The sequence below is a fragment of the Planctomycetota bacterium genome (genome assembly GCA_018242585.1).
Lineage (GTDB): Bacteria > Planctomycetota > Planctomycetia > Pirellulales > PNKZ01 > JAFEBQ01.
The window spans coordinates 208,809-225,465 of the sequence record JAFEBQ010000027.1 but is presented as its reverse complement, the minus strand read 5'-3'; the positions used below and the strand labels follow the sequence as shown (position 1 = coordinate 225,465).

General features: G+C 63.1%; 12 protein-coding genes and 1 tRNA gene. 5 read left to right on the top strand and 8 right to left on the bottom strand.

Features of this window, described 5'->3' with window-relative positions:
- Positions 1–22: 22 nt before the first annotated feature.
- Positions 23–1,471, top strand: a complete 1,449-nt coding sequence (locus JSS27_14425; protein ID MBS0210140.1) for a GGDEF domain-containing protein — start codon at positions 23–25, stop codon at positions 1,469–1,471.
- A gap of 103 nt (positions 1,472–1,574) precedes the next feature.
- Here the strand turns inward: JSS27_14425 and JSS27_14420 are convergent, their stop codons facing one another.
- Positions 1,575–2,441, bottom strand: a complete 867-nt coding sequence (locus JSS27_14420) for an SDR family oxidoreductase (GenBank protein MBS0210139.1) — start codon at positions 2,439–2,441, stop codon at positions 1,575–1,577.
- A gap of 210 nt (positions 2,442–2,651) precedes the next feature.
- On the opposite strand from JSS27_14420, the gene corA reads away from it, so the two are divergent.
- Positions 2,652–3,785: a magnesium/cobalt transporter CorA gene (gene corA, locus JSS27_14415; protein MBS0210138.1), complete on the top strand. Its 1,134-nt coding sequence runs from the start codon at positions 2,652–2,654 to the stop codon at positions 3,783–3,785.
- Between the two features lie 817 nt (positions 3,786–4,602).
- On the opposite strand, the gene JSS27_14410 is transcribed toward corA, so the two are convergent.
- The 4 genes from JSS27_14410 to JSS27_14395 all read right to left on the bottom strand — a co-directional run bounded on the left by JSS27_14410 (position 4,603) and on the right by JSS27_14395 (position 9,260).
- Positions 4,603–6,003, bottom strand: a complete 1,401-nt coding sequence (locus JSS27_14410) for a HAMP domain-containing protein (GenBank protein MBS0210137.1) — start codon at positions 6,001–6,003, stop codon at positions 4,603–4,605.
- Complete coding sequence (locus tag JSS27_14405) at positions 5,996–6,649, bottom strand: response regulator transcription factor (protein MBS0210136.1); 654 nt, start codon at positions 6,647–6,649, stop codon at positions 5,996–5,998. Before JSS27_14405 ends, JSS27_14410 begins: the two co-directional genes overlap by 8 nt.
- Before the next feature lie 84 nt (positions 6,650–6,733).
- Positions 6,734–7,492 (bottom strand): hypothetical protein, encoded by a 759-nt coding sequence (locus JSS27_14400; protein MBS0210135.1) that lies wholly within the window; start codon positions 7,490–7,492, stop codon positions 6,734–6,736.
- A gap of 364 nt (positions 7,493–7,856) precedes the next feature.
- Positions 7,857–9,260: a sulfatase-like hydrolase/transferase gene (locus tag JSS27_14395; protein ID MBS0210134.1), complete on the bottom strand. Its 1,404-nt coding sequence runs from the start codon at positions 9,258–9,260 to the stop codon at positions 7,857–7,859.
- 325 nt (positions 9,261–9,585) lie between these two features.
- Here JSS27_14395 and JSS27_14390 point away from each other — a divergent pair, with 325 nt between their 5' ends.
- Positions 9,586–10,953, top strand: coding sequence for a DUF1501 domain-containing protein (locus JSS27_14390; protein MBS0210133.1), 1,368 nt, complete (start codon positions 9,586–9,588; stop codon positions 10,951–10,953).
- On the opposite strand, the gene JSS27_14385 is transcribed toward JSS27_14390, so the two are convergent.
- Positions 10,950–11,891, bottom strand: a complete 942-nt coding sequence (locus JSS27_14385) for a porin family protein (protein MBS0210132.1) — start codon at positions 11,889–11,891, stop codon at positions 10,950–10,952. The two genes, JSS27_14390 and JSS27_14385, sit on opposite strands and share 4 nt — an antisense overlap.
- A 232-nt stretch (positions 11,892–12,123) precedes the next feature.
- On the opposite strand from JSS27_14385, the gene JSS27_14380 reads away from it, so the two are divergent.
- On the top strand, positions 12,124–13,389 hold the full coding sequence (locus JSS27_14380; GenBank protein ID MBS0210131.1) for a beta-lactamase family protein: 1,266 nt from the start codon (positions 12,124–12,126) through the stop codon (positions 13,387–13,389).
- Positions 13,390–13,580: 191 nt separating this feature from the next.
- Here JSS27_14380 and JSS27_14375 read toward each other — a convergent pair whose 3' ends face one another.
- Together JSS27_14375 and JSS27_14370 are read right to left on the bottom strand one after the other, a co-directional pair.
- Positions 13,581–14,675, bottom strand: coding sequence for an alpha/beta hydrolase (locus JSS27_14375; GenBank protein ID MBS0210130.1), 1,095 nt, complete (start codon positions 14,673–14,675; stop codon positions 13,581–13,583).
- A 52-nt stretch (positions 14,676–14,727) separates the two neighbouring features.
- Positions 14,728–15,720, bottom strand: a complete 993-nt coding sequence (locus JSS27_14370) for a PIG-L family deacetylase (protein ID MBS0210129.1) — start codon at positions 15,718–15,720, stop codon at positions 14,728–14,730.
- 771 nt (positions 15,721–16,491) lie between these two features.
- On the opposite strand from JSS27_14370, the gene JSS27_14365 reads away from it, so the two are divergent.
- Positions 16,492–16,573, top strand: a tRNA-Leu gene (locus JSS27_14365).
- Positions 16,574–16,657 lie beyond the last annotated feature (84 nt).

The following is a 16,657-nucleotide window of genomic DNA, read 5'->3' as shown; positions in this document are numbered from 1 at the left end:
TGCGCAGTATCGAGGGCATGTCATGGGACCGTTTGAAATCGTGATCATGATTCTGATTGCCGTGGCCCAATTGGCCCTGGGAATCGCGTGTGGCTGGTGGCTCAAGGAACGACGTACGACCGACACTGAGCAACTGCAACCGATGCTGGCCCGGCTGACCGATCTGGCCCAGAACGTCACCGACGACGTGGACGATCACTCGTCGGCGATGAATGATCTGACGCGCGAGCTCAACACCTTGGACAGCGGCGCCGACCTGAACATGTGCGTGCTGGCGGTGGTCGAGCGCATTGCCTCGGCCAACACCAAGCTGCAAACCAAGCTAGCCGACGCCAAGCAGCAGATGCGCGAACAGGCCGAGCGGCTCGACATTCACATCACCGAGGCCCGGATCGACGTGACGACCGAACTGGCCAATCGCCGCGCGTTCAACGACGAGCTCGGCCGGCGTTATGCCGAGTTGCAGCGGACGGGCAACCCGTTCTCATTGCTGGTGGCCGACATCGACCACTTCAAGCGGATCAACGATCAATTCGGCCACGACGCCGGCGACGTGGTGCTGAAGCGCGTGGCCCAGGCCCTGCGGACGACTGTTCGCGACATGGATCTGGTGGCCCGTTACGGTGGCGAGGAGTTTGCCATTCTGCTGCCGATGACGGCGCTGGACCGGGCCGCGCGCGCCGCCGAACGTGCCCGCGAGGCGGTCGAGCAACTGACGCTTGACGGCGAGTTGGCTGGTACGCGCGTGACCATTAGCATCGGTTATAGCCAGGCTGTCCCCAACGACAATTCACGCGAGCTGTTCGGCCGGGCCGACCTGGCGCTGTACGCCGCCAAGGAAGCGGGTCGCAATTGTTGCCGCTCGGACATTGCTGAAACAGCCGTTTCGTCCGCGGTCGATGCTCGGCAATCAGCCGATCTGGTCAACGCCGCGTCGGACACGAACGACAGCGAAAAGCGGATCGACGTGCTGACCGGCTTGCCCAATCGCCGGCAACTGGTCGACGAGCTGAAGAGCGCCTTCTCGGCCGCCCGGGCCAAGAACTCCGACCTGGCGCTGATGCTGATGGCTGTCGATCATATGGAAAAGCTGACGGCCGCTCACGACCAGGTGCAAATCGATCAGTTGCTGCTCCGCATCGCCGCCACGTTGACCGCCGAGGTGCGTCAAGCCGACTCGGTCCTCCGCTATGGTTGGGAAGAGTTCGCCGTGCTCATGCCGAAGGTCAACGCCAAGCAGGCCCTGGCAATGAACCTCCAACTGCGCGAGCGCCTCGAAGCCGAGTTGCCGGAAGTCGGAACCGATCTGCTGCCGACGTTTAGCTGTGGGGTGGCCTTGCTGCGGGCCGAAGACGACCCGATCAGCTTTGCCTCGCGCGCCGAGATGGAATTGGAAAAGGCCCGGACTCTTGGCGGCGGACGCATTTACATCAACGGTGTCGAGCACCAAGAACCAGTGGCCGTGGGTTAACGGGCTCTTGGTAGGGTGCATCGCTCATCCACCCAAGCCGGCGGCTCTGCCGCCAATCCCGGTGGCAAAGCCACCGGCTTGGAACGCGTGACGGATCGGCGCCTCACAGCCCCATCGCCCGTCGCAGGATCCAATCGAGCACTGCCGGCGGCACGTGACGCGCGCCACCCCAGGCGGCCCAGGTCTCGAGTCCCAGCGGATACCGGCTTTTCGGTCGCCGCGCCGTCAGCGCGTGAATCACCGCGCGTACCACGCGCTCGGTTGCCGCGCCGCCGGCCCCCATGTGGAGCGCTCGTTTGGCGACTTTACGAACCGCCGCCTCGTAGGCCCGTTGCACCTCGGGATCGGCGGCGCGATTCAAATCGTCGAGCGAGTTGGCGAACTTTTCCCAGATGGGCGTGTTGATCGCGCCCGGCTCGATGAGCGAGACCTTGATGCCCCACGGTCGAAGTTCGATCCTGAGTGCGTCGGCCATCGCTTCCAGCGCGTGCTTCGACGCGGCATAGGCCCCCATCAACGGCGGCGACACCAGCCCGGCAATCGAACCCATGAATACAATCCGCCCTCGCGCTGTGCGCACCAGCGGCAGGCATGCGGCCGTCACGGCGTGTACGCCCAGCACGTTCACTTCGAGTTGCCGGCGAAAACTGGCGGTCGATTGTAACTCAAGCGGCCCTGGCACAATCACGCCAGCATTGTTCACCAGGGCGTTCAAGCCCCGCTCGGCCGTCGCGGCTCCTACGGTTTCAGCCGCCGCCGCGATTGATGCTTCGTCGGTGACGTCGATCAGCACGGGTGTGATCGCGCCCGGCGTGCGGTCGCCCAACGGCTCGGCATCGGCCAACTTGCGTATCCCGGCAAACACGTGCCACCCTTGCTTGGCCAATGCCGTGGCACAGGCGGCGCCGATTCCGGTGGAAGTGCCGGTAATCAGGACCGTGGGGCGGAAAGTGACTTGATGCTCGGTCATGCGTTCGACTCGGGAAAGCAACGCGGAGGCAGAGCCCGCCACTCTAGTCCGGCAGCCTGCCAGGAATCAATCGCCCCTTTCTTCCCGGCGCTTTCTCGGCGTACTCTGCGCCTCCGCGGTGAAACCCTCTTCTGATGTGTTTCTATCGCGAATGGCGTATGATCGGTGGGAGAGGCACGCCTTGTCACCCTGCGCCCGTCGAGCCACGCGATGCACGATCCTTTGTCCGACAGCATTCCGCATCAGCGAATTCCCCAGCCGGTCTCGTCGTTGAACCTAGGCTTGCCGGGGCGCGAGCCGGGCATTGAAACCCACGAGCTGGCCAAGCTGGCCGCCACCGAGAAGGCGGGCATCACCTGCATCGACTACGCGCCGCACGACGTGCGCGAGCAGCACATCACGGCCAATGTCGACGAGTTCTTGTCGCGCCACCGACCCGAGTGGACCGCCGTCCGTTGGATCAACGTCAACGGCGTGACCGATCCGACGGTCATTCGCGCGCTGGCCGAGAAGTACGAGCTGCATCCGCTGGCGGTCGAAGACGTGATGCACGTGGTTCAACGTCCCAAGGTCGAAGGTTACCCCAGCACCGACGAGCAGCACCCGCGGCTGTTTGTCATCGCCCGGCTGTTGCGCTGTGTCGATAACGAGTTGCATAGCGAGCAGGTCAGTTTGTTCTTGGGGCGCTCGACGCTGTTGACGTTCATGGAGTCGCCCAGTCAGGTCTGGGAGCCGATTCGTCAGCGGCTGGCCACGGCCGGTTCGCGCCTGCGCCAGAACGACGCCAGCTTCTTGCTCTATGCTTTGTTGGACCGGCTGGTCGACGAGATGTTCCCGATCCTCGATTTCTATTCCGACCGGCTTGAGGAGCTGGAAGAAGCCGTTTTGGAGAAGCCAAGCCAGGAGACGATTCACCAGGTCCATTTGATCAAACGCGAACTGCTGACGCTGCGCCGGACGGCCTGGCCGATGCGCGAAGCGATTGGCATGCTCGAACGCGAGCCGCACGAGTGCATCTCGCCCACATCGCGGACCTATCTGCGCGACGTGTACGATCACCTGGTCCAGATCATCGACTTGGTCGAAACTTACCGCGAGTACGCCGCCAGCCTGGCCGAGACCTATCTGGGGTCGATTTCGCTGCGGATGAACGAAGTGATGAAAGTGCTGACGATCATGGGCACGATCTTCATTCCGCTCAGCTTCATCACCGGCGTCTACGGGATGAACATGGCGATTCCCGAACTGGCGTTCCCGTACATGTACGGAGTGTTCTGGGCAATCGTCATCGCCACAGTGGTGGGAATGGTCATCTGGTTCCGTCGCCGCGGCTGGCTGGACTAGAAAATACTTGCCACGGAGGCACGGTGACACGGAGTGAAGCACGGAGGGGATGCGAGAATGACTAATGTCCAAGCACGTGCGGCGAGCGCAACGAGGGCAATTCACGGGTCAGTTTAGCAGGTAGGATGTTCCAATAGCATTTCGACACGCACGGCCAGTTGTTGACTTCTGATTCGTACGATGAATTGATCATGCCATGAGCAAAAACCCATATGCAACCTTGCTCGGGTTAGATTCGGATAGTCCCAACTATTACGAGCTGCTGGGGCTGCCGTTGGGCTGTGATGATGGGGATGCAATTGAAGTGGCAGTCCGCCGACAGACGGCTGAGCTGGCAAAATTTAGGACCGGGCCAAAAGCCGATGACTGCCAGCGGTTGCTTGAAGAGGTCTTAAGGGCTCGTATGATTCTGATTGATCCGCTGGAACGAGGGCTCTACGACGATACGCTAGGCGGTTCGTCAAACAGCGATAAGGACATGCCCAAGCCAATAACGAGCACTTGGCACCCCGGCGTTACTACCTCACAAACGAGTGTGCCCTTAAAGACGAAATCATTGGCGTATGTCCCGCACGGCGACGATTTTTTAACACGCCTCGAACGATTGTCGTGGAAAAGCATTCTGTTTCTATGCACTTGTATCGTATGCGCGACGAGCATTATCTGTGTTTGGATGATAACGCATAGGGTCTGAGGGCACTTGACTTGCGAGTTGTGAGCCTGGCGCTCAATACTTGGTCATTGGTGCTTGGACATTGGGCATTGGGCATTCTCGCTTCCCCTCCGTGCTAAACTCCGTGTCACCGTGCCTCCGTGGCTAGTCTTTCAAAGGCAGACGAACCGTGAACATTGTGCCGGCGTTGGGTTGGCTTTGCACTTCGATCGTGCCGCCGTGGCTGCGGACGACTTCTTGACAGATCGCTAGGCCGAGCCCGCTGCCGATAATTGCGCTGCCCACCATTGCTCCGCCGTTGGTCGCGCCGGTACGTGAAGCATCGGCGCGATAGAAACGATCAAAGATCTTGGGCAGGTCCGCCGTGTCGATGCCCATGCCGGTATCCGTGACGGTCAAGACCGCGTGCTTGTCCTGCGGCGCGAGCGTCACGCGAATCGAGCCTTGCTCGCGGTTGTAGTTGATGGCGTTGGCGACCAGGTTGGCGACCACTTGTTCCAGGCGGGCGCTGTCTCCCACCACCGTTGCCGGTTGCAACTCGGCGGTCAACGTCAGTTGCTTTTCCTGGGCCAGCGGGCGGAGCATCGCCACCGCCCCCTCGACGACTTGCTGAAGGTCTACCGGTTCGTGCTCCATTCGCAGTTGCCCGGCGTCGCTGCGAGCGAGCGTCAGCAGCCCCTCGACCAGCGTTTTCATCCGCCGCGCCGCGCGCTCGCAAGCCCCCAGTGCCGTGCGGTAATCCTCGGGCGAGCGTTCCTTGGCCAGCGCGAACTCGGTCTGTGACAGGACCACGGCCACCGGCGTGCGCAACTCGTGCGAAGCGTCGGCCGTGAACCGCGTTTGCCGCTCGAACGAGGCTTGCAGCCGGCCGATCATCTGGTTCAGCACCAGTGCCAACCGCCCCACTTCGTCGCGCCGCCGGGGCACGTCGAGCCGCTCGGCTAGATTCGCCGCCGAGATACGTTCCGCCGTGCTCGTCATTTTCTCTAACGGCCGGACAATCGCCCGCGCCAGCCAGGCCATTCCCAGGCAGCCGAGCACAAGCGCCGCCACGCCCGCCAGCACGAGCCACAGCCCCAGGCTGCGCAACTGGTTCCACTCGCGAAACATCGGCCGGCCGACGAGCAATTGCAGATTCATCGGCCCGCGGACAAGCACCTCGCGGTTCGGCCCGTCGTTGCGCGCGACGTAAGGACGCGGCCCTTCGTTCGGCGGCGGCCGTCGCTCAGGAGTGACGTCGGGCGGCAAATGGGGCGACGAAGCGAGTAGCTTGCCGCGCCGGTCCCAGACCGCAAAGTACGGCGCGTCACGCTCGTTGGGACCGGCGCGATGCCGGTAAATGGCCGGAATCGCCAACTCAGGCTTCTCGTCTCCCGCTGGATACTGAGCGAGCAGCACCTGAGCCGCGCCGAACAAATCGGCGTCGGCCTGATCGAACGTCGACCGGCTAACCGCCCAAAATGTCGTCACGGCAAAGCCGGCGATCACGGCGAGCAGGATCACAACTTGCCAGGCGAGCAACCGCCAGCGGATCGAGTTAACCATCGATCAGGTATCCTTGCCCGCGACGTGTGACGACGAACTCCTTGCCCAGCTTTTTGCGCAGGTTCGAGACATGGACATCGAGCAGGTTCGACAACGTGTCCTCGTTCTCGTCGAACAGGTGGTCGTAAAGCGTGGTCCGCGAGACGACTTCGCCTCGGTGCAATGCCAGGAACTCAACCAGCGCATACTCGCGGGCCGTCAACGGGACGTCTTCGCCCGCGCGTGACACGGTCTTGGCCGCGGTGTCGATGACGACATCGCCAAGTTCGATTTGCGACGACGCCTGCCCCGCCGAGCGGCGAATCAACGCCCTGAGGCGTGCCAGCAGCTCGGCTCGCTCGAACGGCTTGGTCAGGTAGTCGTCCGCTCCGGTGTCGAGTCCGCGGACTCGATCGCGGACTTCGTCGCGCGCCGTCAGCAGCAGCACGGGTGTCCGCTTGGTCTTGCGCAGCGTAGCCAGCACGCCCCAGCCGTCCAGCTTGGGCAACATGATATCAAGGACGATGGCGTCGTAATCGACGGCCTGGGCCTTGGCGAGCCCGGTCGCGCCGTCGGCGGCGGTGTCGACGGCATAGCCTTCCTCTTCGAGCGTCTTTTGCAGCACGAAGAGGAGGTCGCGTTCATCTTCGACCACTAACAGGCGCACGGCGGCGGTCCTCAACTGGAAGTGAAACAACGCGAGCGGCGTCGCGCCGCGATGGGCTCGACGCCGCTCGCCGAGAAATGACGACTAGCGATTGCTGTCGCGATTGGCCTTGCGTTCGAGGGCTCGACGCAGCTCGCGCAGTTCGGCGGTCACGCGATTGACCGGCGGGCCTTGGCGTTCCCCTGCGGCGGCCGGGCGGCCTTCGTCGCTGGGACGGTTCGACTCGACGGGCAGTTCGAGCAGCTTGCGAATCGCCCGAATCTCGGTGATCTGCTCGTCTTGCAATCCTTGCCGGCGCGGCTGCTCGCCATCGGCGGGACCGGTACGAGGACGCTCGCCTTCGGCCGGTTCGCGGCGCTGGCCTTCTTCGCCAGGGCTGCGCTCGCCGGGCCCTTGATCGCGGCGCGGAGCGAACGTGGCTGCTTCGCCCGACTTTACATTCTTGATCGAGTCCAGGCGCTGGCGCGGCCGGCGACCCTCGTCCCCTTCGCGCTGTGGCGGAGTGACGAGCCGGACTTCGATCTCATCGCCGGTCTTGGCGACCTTTGACACGCGTTCGCCGACGTGCGGCGGAAAGCGAACATCCTGGCCATCTTCAAGCTCGATTCGGTCGATCTCGCCGTCAGGATTCTTGCCAAAGCTTTTGACCACGCCACGGACGATCTTCTCTTCGCCCACAGCGGGGGGCGGTGGAGGCCGATCGTTCGGCGCCGGCGGCGCTGGCGGTGGCTCCTTCTCGCCAGCGGCGGGCGGATTGTCCCGTTCCTTTTGAGCCAGCAGCGGTGCGGCGGTCGTGAGGCTGAGCAAGCCAGCCAGGCTGGCGGTCTTCCAGAAGTGTTTCATGGTCTTCGCCCTTGCGTTGATGCGGTCCCCGGTTCCTCGACAAACCCGGCGTTTGCCAAGCTATGGGGGGATGATACCGAGTGGAACCTTAACCCGAGATGAAGGCCCGTTAGAATCATAGGATTTCGGCAGTTCCTAGAAAAAATGGAGATAACTGCGATGCAGCAAAGGCAAGATGTCACCGCAAAGGCGCAAAGGACGCAAAAAAGACAGGAGCCGGGCCCTCTTCCGAGCCGTGACACGCAAGAGGCCTACTAAATAACCGCAGATCGAGCGCATTTTGCATCTACTTTCTTCTTTGCGCCCTTTGCGTCTTTGCGGTTCAAAATTACCTTTGAATATGCCTCAGGTCATATGAAGGCATTTAGTCTTTCTTCGATGCCACGTCGCCGGCTTCGGCACGAAGGGCCGCTAGCCGCGCTTTAAGTTTTGCCACCGTGCCGGCGTGCCCGGGTCGGTCGATCAAGTCGTTGATCTCGTCCGGATCGGCCTGCAAGTCGAACAGTTGCCAGCGATCAAGCTGAGGATAATGCACCAGCTTCCACCGTTCGGTGCGGACGGCCCGCTCGACTTCGCCGAAGTAGCAGAACACTTCGTCGCGGACCTTGGTGGCCGAGCCATTCAGCACCGCAGCCAGGCTGCGCCCGTCGAGACCATCGGGAACGGCAACACCGGCCAGCTCACAGATCGTCGGATACAAATCGCGTAGGTAAACCAGCGCGTCGCGCCGCTTTTCCGCCAGGACGCCCGGCCCGGCCACAATCAACGGCGTGGTGATGGTGTGCTCGTACATGCTCTGCTTGCCGCGCAGGCCGTGACTGCCGATGGCCAACCCCTGATCGCTGGTGAAGATAACCAGTGTCTGGTCACGTCGGCCTGACTGATCGAGCACCGCGAGCACGCGACCGATTTGGGTGTCTAAGTCGGTGATCACGGAGTAATACCGGGCCAGTTCGGCCCTGACCAACTCCGGCGTGCGCGGCCAGGGCCACAACAGCTCGTCGCGTCCGCGGAGATTGCCGTGGTCGAACGGATGCTGCGGCAAAAAGTTTTTGGGAAGTCGCATTTCAGTCGACTGATAGCGGTTTTTCAGCTCCGGCGGGACCAACAATGGATCGTGCGGCGCGGTGAAATTGACCTGCAGGAAGAACGGCCGGTCGGCGTCGCGCCGCAGGAATTCAATCGCCGCGTCGGCGAACTTGCCGCTGATGTCCGGCGTCAGCCCGATGCCGCGCTCGGGATGCTTCGTGCCGTCATCATCTTGAAATACGTAACCTCGATAGCCGGTCACCGCCGCGCCGCCATCATCGACGGGATAGGTGTTCGGCTGTCCCGCGCCGCCCCCCGTAAAGAGTCCGTGCGTCGCTTCGTAGCCCGCGTCGGTTGGCCGACCGCCGCTGTCCCACTTGCCAACGTGCCAGGTGTGATAACCCGCGCGGCGCAAGCGCTCGGGCAAGGTGACCAGCCCACGCTTCAAAGTTCCCGATCCGAGCACGCCGTTATGAAAGCTGGTCATGCCGGTCATCAGTTCGGCACGCGCCGGTCGGCACAATGGATTGGGAGAAATGGCGTGGCGAAAGGTCATGCCACGGCGAACCAGCGAATCGAGCTGCGGCGTTTCGATCGTCGAGTTGCCCAGCGCTTGAATCGTGTCGGCCCGCTGATCGTCACTGACCAACAACAGCACGTTCACCCGCGGCGCGGCATGGACCACGACGGTCGCGAGCGCGCCCACCAGGCACGCAATGAAAATCAGATGGCTTTTCAACTGATAACTCCGCGCCTGGCGGCAGGCAGTGAAAGACCAATTACGACGACACAACGGCACGACGAGAAGAAATGTCCAATGACCAAATCCCAATGTGCAAGGAAGCGATTGCGCGCGGGCCTCCCACGCTTGGTCATTGTGGCTTAGCGCAATGCCCCGTGCGGCAACGAATGTAAAAACTGTTGTACTTTCCCGGAACTCACGATAACATAAGCGCGGGTCGATGCGTCGCCCGTGCCGATTTGCCGAGTGTCGTGCGTCTGGCCCCCCCCGATCACTTGCCTGTTTACACCCGCCCTCTCCTCCTGCCGTTTGAGGCGCCGCCATGCCGCCGCGCACCGAACCGTTTCCCGCCGTGGGATTGAACCGCCGCGATTGGCTCGGCGCTGCCGGGGCCGCGAGCGTCGGCGCCTGGTGGTCGGGGCTATTGACGGCCGACGCGCTGGCCGCGGGCGCCAATTCGAAGCGCGCCAAGTCGGTGATCCTGATCTTCAACTGCGGCGCGCCGAGTCATATCGACCTGTGGGATCCCAAGCCACTTGCCCCGGAGCAGGTGCGTGGCATCTATCGACCGATCGACACCAACGTGCCGGGTATCCAGGTTTCGGAAATGCTGCCGCGCATGGCCCAGCGGGCCGACAAGCTGGCGATTGTGCGCTCGGTGCATCATCGGCACTCATCCCACAACTCGGGCATGTACTGGTCGATCGCTGGTCGGCCTTATCCGATCGACAATACGTTGATCAACCCGGGACGCATCGACCTTCCCAGCTTTGGCACGCTGACCGGTTGGCTGGCCCAGCGCGATGGTTACTCGGGGGCATTGCCACCGTACGTGATCACGCCGCAGCCTCACTGTGACAGCCTGGTCTACCTCACGCCGGGACAATTCGGCGGTTGCCTGGGGCCGCGGTACGATCCGTTGGTATTGAACGCCAATCCAAACGACGACAAGTTCCAAGTGCCCAATTTGAGCCCGGTCGAAGGTTTGGACGACGCGCGATTGGAACGCCGCAGCCAACTGCTCGGTCAGGTCGAACAGCAAAGCCGGCCCATCGCCAGCGACCTGGTGCGCGACATTGACATCAATCGAGAAAAGGCCTTGCGAATGGTGGCCGGCGGCAAAGCCCGCGAGGCGTTCGATCTGTCGCGCGAGCCGTCGGCCGTGCGCGAGCGCTATGGCCGGCACACTTGGGGGCAGTCCCACCTGTTGGCTCGCCGGTTGGTCGAGGCAGGTGTCAAGTTTGTCACCACGGTCAACGGCCCAAGCATCATTTGGGATACGCACAAGGACAACTTCAATCTGCTGGAGAAGAAGCTCGTGCCGCCGATGGAGCAGGCCTATGCGGCCTTGCTCGATGATTTGTCCGAGCGCGGCTTGCTTGACACGACGCTGGTGATCTGGATGGGCGACTTCGGCCGCACGCCCCAGATCAACAAGGACGCCGGTCGCGATCACTGGCCTGGCTGCTACACGATGGTCCTGGCCGGTGGTGGCGTTCGCGGTGGTCAGGTCATCGGCCAGTCGGACAAGATTGGCGGCACGCCAAACCTGCGCCCCGTGTCGCCGGCCGACATTCACGCCACGGCGTTTGCCGCGTTGGGCTACGACGCCCAGGCAATCACCTATCAAACGGTCGACGGCCGGCCGATGCACCTTTCAGATGGCCAAGTGATTCGCGAACTGTTCTAGAATGGCGCGGTCGTGCCCGACGTGTTGGCCGAGCGTCGCCAGCGCCAATGCCGCTTGGGCAGAGCAAAGCGGTATTCAATCCCACCGACCAGCGCCACGTCGTTCACCGTCGACAGCACTCCGGTCGCCGGCAGAATCAAGTCACTCAACTCGGCCTGGAACGCCCAGCGCTCGTGTAGCAAGTACTTGACGCCGATTCCAAAGCTGCCCGCGAATGCCGTGCGATGAACGCGGCCTCCTTGGTCGTCTTGAAACCGCAGATCGGCCATACCCAGACCGCTGACCAGGTAAGGCCGCCAGCGCATGTCGCCCCACGGATAGTAAAGCACGCGATACTGTCCGAACCAGACGTGGCCATTGCGCGATTGATCGCCTTTGCTGTTGGTGACCAACACCGGCTGATAGCCCAAGTATTTGTCGACGCCCCAGCGATGGTCATAATCCCAACCATAATGAATGCCGACGAAAGTGGTCGCGCGTTGTGACAATCGCCCCTGAATCAGCGGCGTGCCGAACATGCCACCGCCGATAGCCCCCAAGCTCAACGGTCGCGCCAGCCAACTGGTGGTAGTCAGCATCTCGCCGAAACCGCTGTGGCGATCTGCCTCGCGAGTGCGCGGGCCAAAATGAGGAACCATGCCGCGCGGGAGATACTGCCAGACGCCATGTGGCGAATCTTCCGACGCCAATTCCCACTCGTCTCCACTGGGCGGTTGGAAAGCAACCAGCGTCGCTTCGCAGCCGGCCAAGAACTGTGCCGACTGGGCGGCCGACGCTTCTTGGTCCCATTCGCCCTTGCGCCAAATGTCCGTGGGCAAATCGAACACCGTCTGCTCGGCGTACCAAGACGAGGGGACGCCGCGATGAAAGGCCACCGCGCGAGGCTGTTCACCGAGCGACACCCAGGCGCACAACACCAGCGCCGTCAATGTTGCCACTGCCAGCCAGCGCCAACACCTACTTGTTCGGCGATGCGAAATGTCCGTTACGCCTGAATCGAGAGATGAAAGGGGCGCAAAGTGTCGGTTTTTCGACGAGATCCGTCAATGACAGGATGGCATGCTAGCTGGCCGGGCGGCGGGCAAGTACAACGGATTGGCCGGTCGGGAGGATGATTCCACGCCGAATCAGGGCGCGCCAAGGCCGGTATTTACACCTTACAGGCTGAGTATGATCCGCAGTGCTCTCGCCAGCGTTTTGTTACTTCTCGGTTGGGCGTCATGGGGCCAGGCGGACGAAGTCAACTGGCCGTGCGAAATCGCCGACACGCTCGAACCGATTCGCGCCAAACACGATCTGCCGGCGCTGGCCGGGGCGATTGTCACGTCGCGCGGCATGTTGGGCGCCGCCGTCGTCGGCGTGCGCAAACGCGGCGAAACGACGCCAGTCGCCGTCGACGATCGCTGGCACATGGGCTCGTGTACCAAAGCGATGACGGCCACGATGATCGGCCGGCTGGTCGAGCAGGGAAAGCTGCGCTGGGACACGACGGTTGAAAGCATGTTTCCCGAGGCGGCCGCCGAGTTGCCGGCCGAACTGCGGCAAGTGACGCTGAGGCAACTGCTGTCGCATCGCGCCGGGCTGTCGGGAAACTTGCCCTGGGGCTCGTTTCGCCGCGAGCAAACCCGGGCCGAGCGCCAGGCCGACGTGCTGGTCCGCTTGACCCCGCTTTATATGAACTCCAAACCCGGAACCAAGTGGGAGTATTCCAATACGGGCTACGTGCTGGCCGGGATGATGGCCGAGCGGGCCGCGAACCAGGATTGGCAAACGCTGATGCAGGAGTTGGTGTTCGAGCCGTTGGGCGTGAAGCGCGCCGAGTTTGCCGCGCCCAACTCGCCGGGCTTTGCCGACCCGTGGCCCCATACGTCCGCCGGCGTGCCAATTGGAGGCAAGTCCTCGGTTCGCCTGCGCAAGGCCTGGAACGAAGGGTTCAAGTCGCTGGTGACCGCGGCCAAAGACGAGTTGAATAACCAGGCGCTGGCGGGCTTGCTGGGCCCCGACGGCGAAGCGCCGGTGGCCGCGCCGGCTGGCTCGGTGCTGCGACTGTCGCTGGACGATTGGGGCAAGTTCGTGGCCGACCATTTGCGGGGCGAGCGCGGCGAGCCGGCCCTGCTGAAGCCCGAGACCTATCGCGTGTTGCACAATCAGCTTGAGGGGGGCGGCGACATTAAGGCGCTCGGCGACGGGCAATATGCACTGGGCTGGGTCATTGTCGAACGACCTTGGGCCGGCGGCCGGGCGCTAAGCCATTCGGGCAGCAACGGCTACAACTTCTGCGTCGTCTGGATCGGCGTGAAACGCGATCTGGCCGTGCTGGTCTGCACCAATCAACCGACACCCGGCACCGACGCCACGGCCGGCGCGCTGATCCGGCTGTTCGACAAGCATTTTTCGTTGCAGGAAAAAGTAAAGGCTGTTTCAGAACTCAAGTGATCGATACCGCGTTAAGGATAACGCCGATGTTTAACCACCACACGCCCATGATTCGAGCCACGCTCCTGCGGTTGTCCGGTGGTCGGTGACGATGACCGCAACCGGAGCGAGCTGCGCGGACCTCGCCCGGTCGTGTTGAAGGTGGTGGCCAAGATCAAGCCGACCAACCCTTGGCCCTTGACGGCAGGCGATTACTTCAGCGCCTTGTCGAGCAGCGCGTAGGCGTGCTCGCGCTGCTCCTCGGGGAAATCGTGCGGGCAGTCGGGGTGTTCAACGGTGATGCCATTTGGCGCGCCGAGCAGGGCGTACACTTCGCGCGCCGACGCGACGACGCGGTCCACGCTCGCCCATTGGAAGTTCGAGTCCCGCAGCGGCGCGTTCACGAAGACCGGACGCGGCGCGAGCGCGGCCAACAGGCCGTCGAAGTCGAACGGAATCTCGTCGAGCCGCCCGCGGTAGATTGCCATGCGCGGCATGTAGCGGTCCTGGCACCAGCCTCGCCCGCGATCCCAGTTCTTTGGGTCGCCGCCATAGTAGTCACGATACGAATCGAAGCCGCAGCTCGACACGACGACCTTGACCCGCTCGTCGAAGAGCGCGGTGAAGATCGAATTGTGCCCGCCGAGCGAGTGGCCGATCGCGCCATACGCGCCGCGCTTCACCTCCCGCATCGAGTCGAGCAAATCGAGCGCGCGGATATTGTCCCAGATCGCCTTCATTGTGCCGCTCGCGTAGCCGAGTTTGAAAATGTCGGGCTGATACTTCGCGAGCAGCGGATAATTCGGCGCGATCGTCACGAACCCGCGCTGCGCCAGTTCGCTTGCGTATTGCCGATTGGGCGTCTTGTTGCCGAGCCCTTCGATCACGACCGCGTGACCGATCTCCTTGTTCGTCCCGTGCAGGCAAAGCGCGGCGGGCGAGGGCTTCCCCGCCAGCGCCGTCTTGGGGATGAGCAAATACGCCGGTGTTCGCCCCCCCGGTTCGCTCGCATAGGTGAGCAGCCGACGCACGTGGCTGCCGCAATCCACCTCCTCGCTCACTTCCACGTCGAGCGCGCATCGCTTCTCCGCGCCCGGCAGCGGTCCCATGACCTCCTGGGCCGCGGCGAGGATTGCCGCGCGGCGTGTTTGCCAATCGGCGGGTGTTTTCACCGGCTGGCCATTCGCGAGCGTCAGCAGGGGCTGGCGCGTTTTGTTTTCCGCGGCGAACAACGCGCGGCCGCACGCGGCGGCGGCAAGTTGGAGGAAAGTGCGTCGTTGCACGTGGGGGAAGGTGGGGCGTTTCATGGCAGGACTCCCGCGAGCGTTGGCCGCGTGATGGATGTTTTCGTGACGAGTCTCATGGCTGGGCGACGCGGAGAAAATGCTCCGTGCTGAGGTCGCGCGCTTGCTCGGGGTGCGCCTCGGCGGTGGCAGGCAAACGGAATTGCGACTCGTGGCGGCGCGCGGCGGCGAGTTTGAGCGCCCAATACGTCTGGGCCTTGTCAGCCGGGCGCGCCGTCGTCGCCGTCGCAAAGGCGTCGGTGAATGCCGCGTCCGAGGTGACCGCGTACGCCAACTGCGCGCCGAGTTGTCGCGCTGCCCGGCGCGCGAGTTCCGCCGCGGCGCGATGCTCGGCGTGGCCGGTCCAGCCCCAGTTCGGCTCGATGGTGAGGATGACCGTCGCCGCAAAGTCCCGCGCCTCGTCCGCCACCACGCGCTCCGGGCCCGGCTCCTGGTCCCACGCCGCAAGCACGTCCGCGGGGAGCCAGAGTTTGCGGTCTGGAAACTTCGCGCGAAACGCCCCATTGCGGAAGTCCGCGATGCGGTACTCGATGCCGAGCGCCGACGTCGCGCCACGCAATTCCTCCGCGCGCTTCTCGCCGAGCGCGTCGCCGCGCAGTCCGGCGGAGTGGGGGTTTTCGCCTTGTTCGCCGCGCGTGAGGCAGAGCAGCCGCACCGCGCAGCCGTGGTCGTGCGCGAAGGCGAGCAGGCCGCTCATCATGTTCTCGTCATCGGGATGCGCCGTCACGGCGAGCACGCGATCCTTTCCCGCGGCGAGCTGCGCGATCAGTTTATCGTCCGGCTTGCGCGCGGCTTCACGGGAAAACGCCGCCTCCTTTGCCTCGAGCGCCGCCTTCACTTCGAGATAGAGCGGCCGCGCCTTTTGTGGCTCGCCGCGCAGTGCGGCGAGGTCGTTGAGCTTCACGAGTTCCGCGTCCATGTTCACGCCTCGCCGCCCAAGCGTCACCAGCAGGCCCTCGATCGGATCGCCACCCCGCTGTGCAAGGCAGAACGCGGCCACCGCCAGGATGCAGCCGGTGACAAGGAGAAAACGGAACGCGGATTTCATTCGATCGCGGCTAGGTGGGGTCACGACTATTTTGCCTTGGCTGCCATTGCTGTCTGTTTTCCTTGCTTCGCCGAGTGGTCCCGTCCAGTTGTGGGGCGCGACACGGGCAATCGGAACCGCGGGGATCGCCTCTCGTCCGGCCTCAGGGTGAACTGATAGGGGGGATGGACGTCTTCATGTCAAATACTTCCCAATACCCCAGCAGGGCCATCGCTTTGATAAGTATTCGCGTCCGCACGCTCGGGTGACGTTCTATAAAACCAGTCGCATTTTCAGGACCATCTTGCACGATATTGCTGGCAAATTGAGTATGCGCATTGTATTTCAGGCCATCGCCAGTATCAATTCCGCGCCTGGCGTGGGTTTTCTGGAACTGGGATTGGGCGTGAAGCCTCTGCCCAAGAACTTCCACACGAGCGGCCGCTTCGTTGTCGGCCGTTGAGCGGTTGCTGGGAAGTCCGCATGGTGTACTGGCGCCGAGCGCCGACGATCAAGCAGCCAAGCAGAAGCCGCTCAGTTCACGGGAAACACCTGCGAGCGGAGCAGGTCGCCGCCGCAGGCCCTGGCGGAATCGCGACGACGCGGGCTCACGGGCCGAACTAGGCGCTGGCAACGACTTTGTTCAATTCTTCGCGAAGGTGGTTGCACCGAGTGGTTGATTGCCAGCGACGAGAACACGCGCTTTTGCGATGCAGGTTTGCTGTCAGTTTTCGTTCGCAACCGGCATGTCCGTTGATGTAACCTTTTCCGGCGGCTACAATTTCCTGATTCGCCGCTCTGGTGGAATTGGCAGACACGCAGGTCTTAGGAGCCTGTGTCGAAAGACGTGTGGGTTCAAGTCCCACGGGCGGCATTGCCGAGGGGCGAGGTCAGGGCGACTCGGGAAGGAGTCAATAAGACGATTGCCCCGAGCCACGGGCTCCAGGTTTCCAAAGCG